We start from the raw sequence: 9,164 nt of genomic DNA on the forward strand, positions 1-9,164 counted from the left end.
GCCTTGATCCAGCATAGGGTTAATTGCTGCGCGTTTGATATAGTGACGACAAGCCAAGTGAACTGGCCCGCTGTAGTGTGCTTAATATAAGGAGTGCTTCTATGTTACCCAACGTGAACAAGATTCTTTATTGTACCGACTTATCCAAAAATGCCGCTTATGCCTTGCGGTATGCCATGTACCTTGCCAAAACGACCGGCGCCGAAGTGCATATCCTGAAGGTGGTCGAGGAGTTGAGCAGTGACGAACGCCTTACGCTTCAGTCTTATATTTTCAATCAAAGTGGTAGTGAAGAGTTTTTAAAGAAACGACTGGAGTACGCCACCACACTGCTGGAACAACAGCTGACAGCCTTCTGGCAGGAGATGCCGCCCGAGGAGCAAACACTGCGCGCACGCATCACTGGGTGTGAAGTGGTGGAAGGCTATCCCAACCAGACCATTCTTGAGCGTTCAAAAGAGCTCGATTGTGATCTGATCGTCATGGGCGCGCATGAAAAAGGCTGGTTACAAACCCTGCTTGGCAGCGTGGCCAAAAATGTATTGCGTGACTCCCGCATTCCCACGCTGATTGTTCCCAGACCTGAAGCACACCAGGGCGATGAATAGCCTCACCAGGGCAAGACGGTGATGAGGCCGGTCGCGGAGAGTGGCGCCCTCCGCGATCTGGGGCTGCTTAATGTCGGCCGGGCTTTTTCTTGACGACACCCGAGAAAACAACGTGCAGATCGGTGGAAGCCGACTCATTATCCAGGTTCAATTTACCTTCGATGTGGTCCAGATGCTGCGCCATCATGGCGACAGCAGCGTCCGAGTCGCCAGATTCAATGGCCAGCAACAGGGCTTCGTGCTCATTGAAGGAACAATGCGCCTGATGACCGACTTCATACTGGGCAATAATAAGCGACGTTTGCGATACCACGCTGCGCTGAAAGTTAAGCAGCGGCATGTTGTTGGCCATGTGCGCCAGCTCCAGGTGAAATTCGCCCGACAAACGAATACCGCTGCCTCGGTCACCCCGGGCAAATGCCTCCTGCTCTTCCTGTACCATGGTACGAATGCGCTCCAGGCTCTCGGGGGTGGCATTTTTTACCGCCAGTTCAATCACCGCCAGCTCCACCACCCGGCGGGCGGCAAAAATCTGTCGTGCTTCTTCCACACTAGGGGCCGCTACCACGGCACCACGGTTGGGGCGAATGCTGACCACTTGTTCATGAGACAGCCGTAACAGGGCGCGACGAATAATGGTGCGACTCACACCAAAGATGTCTCCCAGGGCCTCTTCACTAAGCTTGGTGCCGGGCGCTAAACGCTGTTCCAGAATTGCATCAAAGATATGTTCATAAACGATATCGTCTTGAGTGTTTGAGCTCGACTTGACGTGTCTTGGCTCCAATTGACTGAGTGAACTCATAATTAAAATTTCCAGTTAAGGTCAGCATTATCGAGCATTAGTACTGTTTAATGTTTGCCTGTTAGTTAAACTTTTCTCATCACGTATACAATCTAACTGGGTTTTGCACAATTCGACAGTTGCAATAGTCAGGACTGTGACTGAACACAAAAAACGCCCTTATTGGGCGCTTTCCGTGTTTAACCGAATCCGGGCCCGTACCGGCCCCTAATTTCGCCGATATTGACGGCGGCCGGCGATATAGGTTTGTGCTATCACTCGGTCGTCGCCCAGCATCATGAGCACGAATAACTGCTCGAATAGATTGTGCGTATTCTTCATGCGCATTTGTATTAACGGCGTGGCGTGCAAGTCGAGAACGACAAAATCCGCTTCCTTGCCCATGGCCAGGTTACCTATCTTGTCATCCAGACTCAGCGCCCGAGCGCCGCCCAGCGTTGCCAGGTACAAGGCCTTTAACGGGTGCAGCTTATGTTGTTGCAACTGCTGTATTTTATAAGCTTCGGAAATAGTACGCAGCATGGAAAAGCTGGTGCCGGCCCCGACATCCGTCCCCAGGCCTACCCGTACCTGATGACGTTCCAGTTCGGGCAGATCGAGCAGCCCAGAGCCAAGAAACAGGTTGGAGGTGGGACAAAAGGAAATCACCGAATCGGTGGCGGCCATGCGTTCGCATTCGGCTTGCTCCAGATGAAGCGCATGGGCAAAGACAGAACGAGGCCCCAGCAAACCGAAGTGATCGTACACATCAAGATAGCCGGCTCGCTCGGGAAACAGCGCCTTAACCCAGGCAACTTCTTGTGTATTCTCGGACAGATGGGTCTGCAGATAGACATCTTCGTGTTCCTGCAACAAACGGCCTGCCACTTCCAGTTGTTCCGCCGTACTGGTCGGCGCAAATCGGGGGGTCACCGCATAGAGCTGACGCCCTTTGTTGTGCCAGCGCGCGATCAGATCCTTGCTGTCGACATAGCTCGATTCTGGGGTATCCAGCAGATAGTCGGGCGCGTGGCGATCCATCATCACCTTGCCGGCAATCATGCGCATGTTGCGCCGATCAGACTCGGTAAAAAAAGCCTCTACCGAGGCTTTATGCACGGTGCCGAACACCATGGCGGTGGTGGTGCCATTGCGCAACAGTTCGTCGAGAAAGAAACTGGCCACCCGTTTTGCATGAAGCGGATCGGCAAACCTGCCCTCTTCGGGAAAGGTATAGTTATTCAGCCAGTCCAGCAGCTGCTCACCATAAGAGGCGATCATCTCGGTTTGCGGAAAATGGATATGGGTATCGATAAAGCCGGCGGTGACCAGCTTGTTCTCGAAGTGGAGCACCTGGATGTTCGCCGGCTGGCGAGCCAGCACCTGTTCGGCCGGGCCGATATCGCTGATCTGGCCGTCGGCCACCACCAATACGCCGTCTTCATAATGGGCGTAGCTGGCATCCAGCCCGGCCCGTGCCGGATCGGCCAGGCAGTGCACTATGGCGGCGCGATACGCGGTCGCTTGCGTCATGTAAAGGCTGCTCCGTTAACGTTAGTATGCTTATGATCGTTCCGAGGCGGGCTCATCCGCCCGGGATCCCCACTCGGACGCTGAGGGATCGGCAGTCACGGATACCGGCTGCTGATAGGCGGCAATCAGTTCGCCGGCCACCGACACCGCTATTTCCGCCGGGTGCTTGCCGGGCACCTGGGCCAGGCCGATGGGGCAGATCATCCGGGCCAGTTCCACCTCGTCGAAGCCCCGCTCTTTCAGCTTGTAATCGAAACGCTTGCGTTTGGTGCGCGAGCCGATCAGTCCAAGGTAGCGGGTATCCTGGCGCTTCAGGATCCGGGTGCAAAGCTCCAGATCCAGCTGATGGCTATGGGTCATCACCAGATAAAAACTCCCCGCTGGCTGGCCGGCCACTTCGGCCACAGGATCGTCACTGATCACCTGCGTCACGCCAGCCAGCTGCTCGGCTGGGAATTCCGCCTCCCGTTCATCGATCCAGGTAATACGAAACGGCAGCGTCGCCAATATGTGTACCAGCGCCTTGGCCACGTGGCCGGCACCAAACAGCACCAGATGATGGCGGGCCCGCACCACCGGCTCCAGCATGATGGTGGCCATGCCGCCACAGCACTGGCCCAGGCTGGCCCCCAGATTAAAACGTTCTATCTTCATCTGTTGTTCGCCACTGAGCAACATGTCTCGCGCCAGCTGCAGTGCCTTGTACTCGAGGTGACCACCGCCAATGCTGGCATGACAGCCCTGCTCGGTGACCAGCATTTTGGTGCCGCTGTCACGCGGGGTGGAGCCCTTGTGCTCGACCACAGTGACCATAACACAAGGCTCGCCCTTGCGTTCCAGCTCGGCCAGCACCTGAATCCAGTTGTCCTTGAACATAGCTTCACCTCTACTACCAAAACAAGTGCTGGCTTTACTCCACCAAGAGCATCGGCCAAAGGGCCAGCTCCGCCGACCATCACATGACAGGGATGTCATGTGCTGAGCGTTACATGGAGGTACTTGCAGCGGGTCGGAGGAGGCAACCCTGTTGCCTCTTTGATACCCAAACCCGCTATTTCCACACCTTACTTGACCAACACTTCCTCGGGCGCGGCTTCTTCCTGTTCCACCAGTGCCTGCATCTGCTCTACCGCCCACAGTACGCGCTCGGGGGTGGCCGGTGAGTCCATGTGTGGGTATTTCTTGTAGTGCGACACGCTGGCTATCGCGTCTTTCAGCGCACACCATACCGAGATGCCCAGCATGAAAGGCGGTTCGCCCACGGCCTTGGAATGAAATACCGTGTGTTCCGGGTTCTTGCGGTTTTCGACCAGGGTCGTGCGAAAATCAATCGGCATGTCCGCGATGGCAGGGATCTTGTAGGCGGCGGGGCCATTGGTCATCAGCTTGCCCTTGTCGTTCCACACCAGCTCTTCGGTGGTTAGCCAGCCTGCGGCCTGAATAAAGGCACCCTCGACCTGCCCCATGTCGATGGCCGGGTTCAGCGAATCGCCCACGTCGTGCAGTATGTCGGCACGCAATATCTTGTATTCACCGGTCAGGGTGTCGATGATCACCTCGGAGCAGGCGGCGCCGTAGGCGAAGTAGTAGAAGGGGCGCCCCCGACCGCTGGCGCGATCATAATAGATCTTGGGCGTACGGTAGAAGCCGGTGCTCGACAGGGAAATCTGATTGAAGTACGCCAGCTCCACGAATGCCTGGAACGACAATATCTGGTTGCGAACGCGCACGAAGTTGTTCTTGAACACCACTTCTTCCGGAGTCACCCGAAAGTGACCCGCCGCCCAGTCGATCAGGCGCTGCTTGATGATCCGCGCCGCATTTTGCGCCGCCTTGCCGTTCAGATCGGTACCGCTGGACGCCGCCGTGGGCGAGGTATTGGGTACCTTGTCGGTATTGGTGGCGGTGATCTGGATGCGATCGATGTCTACCTGAAACTCTTCTGCCACTATCTGGGCCACCTTGATGTTCAGGCCCTGTCCCATCTCGGTACCACCGTGGTTGAGGTGGATGCTGCCATCGGTATAGATGTGCACCAGAGCGCCGGCCTGATTGAGGAAGGTGGCGGTAAAGGAGATCCCGAATTTTACCGGAGTGAGGGCGATACCTTTTTTCAGGATCGGGCTCTGGGCGTTGAACGCCTTGATCGCCTGGCGACGGCTGGCGTATTCGGCGGATAGCTCCAGATCCGCCACCAGTTCGTGAATGATGCTGTGCTCTACCGGCTGGTGATAATGGGTGACGTTGCGTGAGTCCTTGCCGTAGAAATTGATCTTGCGGATCTCCAGCGGATCCTTCCCCAAATAAGAAGCGATTTCGTCCATCACGTGCTCGATGGTCATCATGCCCTGGGGGCCACCAAAACCGCGATAGGCGGTGTTGGAGGCGGTATTGGTCTTGCAGCGGTGGCCGATCACCGTGGCCTCGCCCAGATAATAGGCGTTATCGGAATGGAACATGGCGCGATCGACAATGGAAGACGACAGGTCCGGCGAATAGCCGCAGTTACCGGCGACGATAATTTCCGCCGCCTCAATGCGGCCGCTGTCGTCGAAACCGATTTTATACTGGTTGAAAAAGGGATGACGCTTGCCGGTCATCATCATGTCATCGACCCGCGGCAGCCGCATCTTGGCGGGGCGACCGGTGAGGTGCGCCACCACGGCGGCCATGCAGGCGGGTCCTGCTGCTTGCGTTTCCTTGCCGCCAAAACCACCGCCCATGCGGCGCATGTCGATCACCACCTTGTGCATGGACACGCCCAGTACACTGGCCACCAGCTTTTGTACTTCGGTCGGGTTCTGGCTGGAGGTAAATACCATCATGCCGCCATCTTCGGTGGGTACTACAGAGCTGACCTGGGTTTCCAGATAAAAATGTTCCTGACCGCCGATGTGCAGGCTGCCTTCAATCAGGTGCTTCGCCTTGCTCAGTCCGGCGGCGGAGTCGCCCCGCTGCTGGGTGTGACTCTCGGTGACAAACAGCTTTTTCTCGAGTGCTTCTTCAACCGACAGCACGGCGGGCAGATCTTCGTACTCCACAATGGCGGCCATGGCCGCCTGGCGGGCGGTGACCAAATCGTTTGCCGCCACCGCCAGCACGGGTTGCCCCACGTATTCCACCTTGCCGTCGGCCAACAGCGGATCACCGGCCACAATAGGACCTATATCCAGCTCGCCTGGTACGTCTTCGGCGGTAATGACAAGGGTGACGCCGTCAAACGCGTAACACGGGCTGACATCCAGCCGGGTAATGCGCGCATGCGCCCTGTCTGACAGCCGAGCATACAGATGCAGCTGGTTAGGAAACTCCAGCCGGTCGTCTATGTATTGCGCTTCACCCGCCACATGCATGGCCGCACTGTCGTGAGGCAGGCTCTTGCCGACGCCGGTTTGCAGGCTTTGCTGCACGCGTTCCATCATTTCATCTAGGGTCAGTGTATTGTGTGGTTTGTTAGACATAAGCGGTCACCCTGGTGCCGAGTTGCAGACCTTGTTGCTCGATAAAATACTTATAGAGCAGGTTGCTGGCGGTTTTGCTGCGGTATGCCTTGCTGGCTCTAAAATCGGACAAGGGCTCAAAGTCACCACTTAATGCTGTCATCGCCGCTTTTACGGTGGCCTGATCCCAGGGTTGATTAACCAGTGCCTGCTCACAAAGCGAGGCGCGTTTAGGCACTGCGGCCATGCCGCCAAACGCAATACGAGCCTCGATGACCACGCCGTCGGTAATGGTCAGGTTGAAGGCAGCACACACAGCAGAAATATCATCATCCAACCGTTTGGACAACTTGTAGACCTTGAAGTGCTGATCTGGCTTGGGCTTGGGCACAGTAATTTTTTCAATGAATTCGCCGACTTCTTGTGCCGTTTTCTTGTAATCCAGAAAGTAGTCTTCGATGGGGATTTCCCGACGGTGCTCGCCCTTGCGCAATACCAGACGGGCATTCAGTGCCATTAACACCGGTGGTGTATCACCAATCGGCGACGCATTACCTATGTTGCCGCCCAGAGTCCCCTGGTTGCGAATTTGCAGGGAAGCAAAGCGATGCAACAGCTCGCCCATATCGGGGAAGACGCGGCTCAGCGCCTCGTAGCTGTCGCTCAGGCTACGCGCCGCACCAATCACCAGCAGCTGATCGTCTTCTTCGAGCTGTTTCATGTCGGTCACGTTGCCCACGTAAATAATCTTCGGCAGTTCACGGTAGAATTGCGTGACTTGCAGCGCCAAATCGGTACCGCCCGCCAGCAGTTGGGCATCGGGGTGCTCGACGAGCAGCTCGGCAACTTCATCGCAGGATACAGGAGAGAAGCACACCTGGCCGTTCCCCTCCAGGGTCACCAGGGTGTCGGTTTGAATGTGATCGAGTCGCGCCAACAGCTCGCTTTCGTCACGAGCAAATTGATCAACCAGCTGTGCCTGCCCGACGATGCTTTTGGCTGCATCCACTATGGGCCGATAGCCGGTACAACGGCACAGGTTGCCGGCCAGCGCTTCAAGAATGTCGTGCTGGTCTGCCGTTGGCTTGTTTTTGCTCAGGGCAAACATCGACATGATAAAGCCCGGCGTACAAAAGCCGCACTGGGAACCATGAAAGTCCACCATGGCCTGCTGCACCGGATGCAGACGACCGTCTTTCGACTTGAGATCTTCTACCGTCAGCAATTGCTTGCCATGCAGGGTAGACACAAAGGTCAGGCAGGAGTTAACCGTACTATAGCGGATATGCTCACCTTCTCGCTCGCCGAGCACCACGGTACAGGCACCACAGTCCCCGGAGCCACAACCTTCCTTGGTACCGGTTTTTCCTGCCTGCTCGCGCAAGTAGTGCAGCACCGTCATATTTGGCGAAAGATCCTGCTCCTCTCGCAACTCCTGGTTAAGCAGAAACTTGATCAAGGCCACCCCCCTTCGGTGAATACACCGCACTCGTTGCCATGCAGACCATGCCGTATCTTCATCTGTCATTAAAGTCAGATCTGACCACTCAGTCAATAAATACCTTTAAATGAAGACAGTAAGGTATTTTGGGCCATCAATTTAAGTGTAGCGGGAAGCAGGGGTGCCGATGTAAAGCTAAGGCGTGAGAGGTAAGGCGTGAGGCGTGAGGCGTGAGAGTAAACACCGAAGGCAGGTTCGGTGTTTGGGTTATCGTGGTCGCGGCGCTTTAATCTGTCGTGACGGGCAAGGATTTAACTGCACAGCCGCCAATCACCAATTGGGTAATCAACTGCGCCGCCCGGTCAAAGTCCTGTTCATCCAGCTCTTTCTTGCCCAGTGCCATGGTGATCTGCCAGTTAAAGTCCGCATAGGTTTGCGTTGCCGACCAAATGGCAAACAACAGGTGATGGGCATCAACGGCAATCATCAGATCCTGGGCCATCCAATCATTCAGCTTGGCCGTCAGGGTTCGGGTCTGCTCGCTTAACCGCTCGATAATATCCGCAGGTAAATGAGGCGCCCCATGCATGATTTCACTGGCAAACACCTTGGATGCATCGGGGTAATCCCTCGAAATCATTAACTTGGACTTGATATAAGCGGTTAAGGCCTGCACCGGATCCTGATACTCGATAAAAGGCGCAGACGCCGCCAGTAACGGCTCGGTAATACTTTCCAGCACGGCGCGATACAGTTTTTCCTTGCTGCCGAAATAATAATAAATATTGGGCTTTGGTAATTCAGCCAGCTCGGCAATGGCAGCAGTCTTGGTGGCTGCGTAGCCATGCTCGGCAAATACTCGACTCGCGGCTCGTATGATAACGGCTTCGTTTTTCGCTCGGATCCGAGACATATTGAATGTAAACTCCCCAACCATAATCTGAGATGTAATATTGATTAACCATACCCGAGTTTGGCCGATTGTTCGGTATAAAAACGCAAAAATCGCTCACAAAAGTGAGTATTAATGTGAACAACCCGGGAGGTTCCCCATTCAAAACACCGTCGGCTGCCAGAATACGGTACCCTGTGACCTTGACGTTAATTGACCCACCCAGGCGTTGCGGCAAGACCCTGTAACCGGCACCCTCTCACTTGGCAGAGTAAATGGCATGCATTTTGCCTAGTCACTGCTTATCGACCGGCCAATGTTGACTGCAAATACGAGCGAGATGACACCGTCATTAGTCAGGTAATCGTGGAGAAAGAAATGCTGGATTTACGACAGATATCAACCTTCAACCGCTTTATGTGTTGGTTACTGCTCAGCTGTACATTTGTTACCCTGTTGCCCGGCC

7 protein-coding genes are annotated in these 9,164 nt (G+C 55.4%); 1 reads left to right on the plus strand and 6 read right to left on the minus strand.

The features are described 5' to 3' along the window. The first annotated feature begins 101 nt into the window (after window positions 1-101). Window positions 102-608 (plus strand): universal stress protein, encoded by a 507-nt coding sequence (locus tag ACN0VL_RS12680; RefSeq protein WP_417617922.1) that lies wholly within the window; start codon window positions 102-104, stop codon window positions 606-608. A 67-nt stretch (window positions 609-675) separates the two neighbouring features. On the opposite strand, the gene ACN0VL_RS12685 is transcribed toward ACN0VL_RS12680, so the two are convergent. From ACN0VL_RS12685 to ACN0VL_RS12710, 6 genes are all read right to left on the minus strand, one after another. Continuing rightward, on the minus strand, window positions 676-1,413 hold the full coding sequence (locus ACN0VL_RS12685; RefSeq protein WP_417617924.1) for a GntR family transcriptional regulator: 738 nt from the start codon (window positions 1,411-1,413) through the stop codon (window positions 676-678). A gap of 207 nt (window positions 1,414-1,620) precedes the next feature. Further along, the gene (guaD, locus tag ACN0VL_RS12690) at window positions 1,621-2,925 is read right to left on the minus strand and encodes a guanine deaminase (RefSeq protein ID WP_417617926.1); all 1,305 of its coding nucleotides are present in this window, start codon (window positions 2,923-2,925) and stop codon (window positions 1,621-1,623) included. A 30-nt stretch (window positions 2,926-2,955) separates the two neighbouring features. After that, window positions 2,956-3,801, minus strand: coding sequence for a xanthine dehydrogenase accessory protein XdhC (gene xdhC / locus ACN0VL_RS12695; protein ID WP_417617928.1), 846 nt, complete (start codon window positions 3,799-3,801; stop codon window positions 2,956-2,958). 188 nt (window positions 3,802-3,989) lie between these two features. Continuing rightward, window positions 3,990-6,386 carry a xanthine dehydrogenase molybdopterin binding subunit gene (xdhB, locus tag ACN0VL_RS12700; protein ID WP_417617930.1) on the minus strand — a complete coding sequence of 799 codons (2,397 nt, stop codon included), beginning with the start codon at window positions 6,384-6,386 and terminating at the stop codon, window positions 3,990-3,992. Continuing rightward, on the minus strand, window positions 6,379-7,824 hold the full coding sequence (xdhA, locus tag ACN0VL_RS12705; RefSeq protein ID WP_417617932.1) for a xanthine dehydrogenase small subunit: 1,446 nt from the start codon (window positions 7,822-7,824) through the stop codon (window positions 6,379-6,381). Before xdhA ends, xdhB begins: the two co-directional genes overlap by 8 nt. Window positions 7,825-8,092: 268 nt before the next feature. Then, window positions 8,093-8,719, minus strand: coding sequence for a TetR/AcrR family transcriptional regulator (locus ACN0VL_RS12710; protein WP_417617934.1), 627 nt, complete (start codon window positions 8,717-8,719; stop codon window positions 8,093-8,095). Between the last annotated feature and the right edge of the window lie 445 nt (window positions 8,720-9,164).

The sequence above is a fragment of the Oceanisphaera sp. genome (genome assembly GCF_048268965.1).
Lineage (GTDB): Bacteria > Pseudomonadota > Gammaproteobacteria > Enterobacterales > Aeromonadaceae > Oceanimonas.

Coding starts and splice junctions, on each gene's coding strand:
- ACN0VL_RS12680 (WP_417617922.1), top strand. CDS start 102: ATGTTACCCAACGTGAACAAGATTCTTTATTGTACCGACTTATCCAAA.
- ACN0VL_RS12685 (WP_417617924.1), bottom strand. CDS start 1,413: ATGAGTTCACTCAGTCAATTGGAGCCAAGACACGTCAAGTCGAGCTCA.
- guaD (WP_417617926.1), bottom strand. CDS start 2,925: ATGACGCAAGCGACCGCGTATCGCGCCGCCATAGTGCACTGCCTGGCC.
- xdhC (WP_417617928.1), bottom strand. CDS start 3,801: ATGTTCAAGGACAACTGGATTCAGGTGCTGGCCGAGCTGGAACGCAAG.
- xdhB (WP_417617930.1), bottom strand. CDS start 6,386: ATGTCTAACAAACCACACAATACACTGACCCTAGATGAAATGATGGAA.
- ACN0VL_RS12710 (WP_417617934.1), bottom strand. CDS start 8,719: ATGTCTCGGATCCGAGCGAAAAACGAAGCCGTTATCATACGAGCCGCG.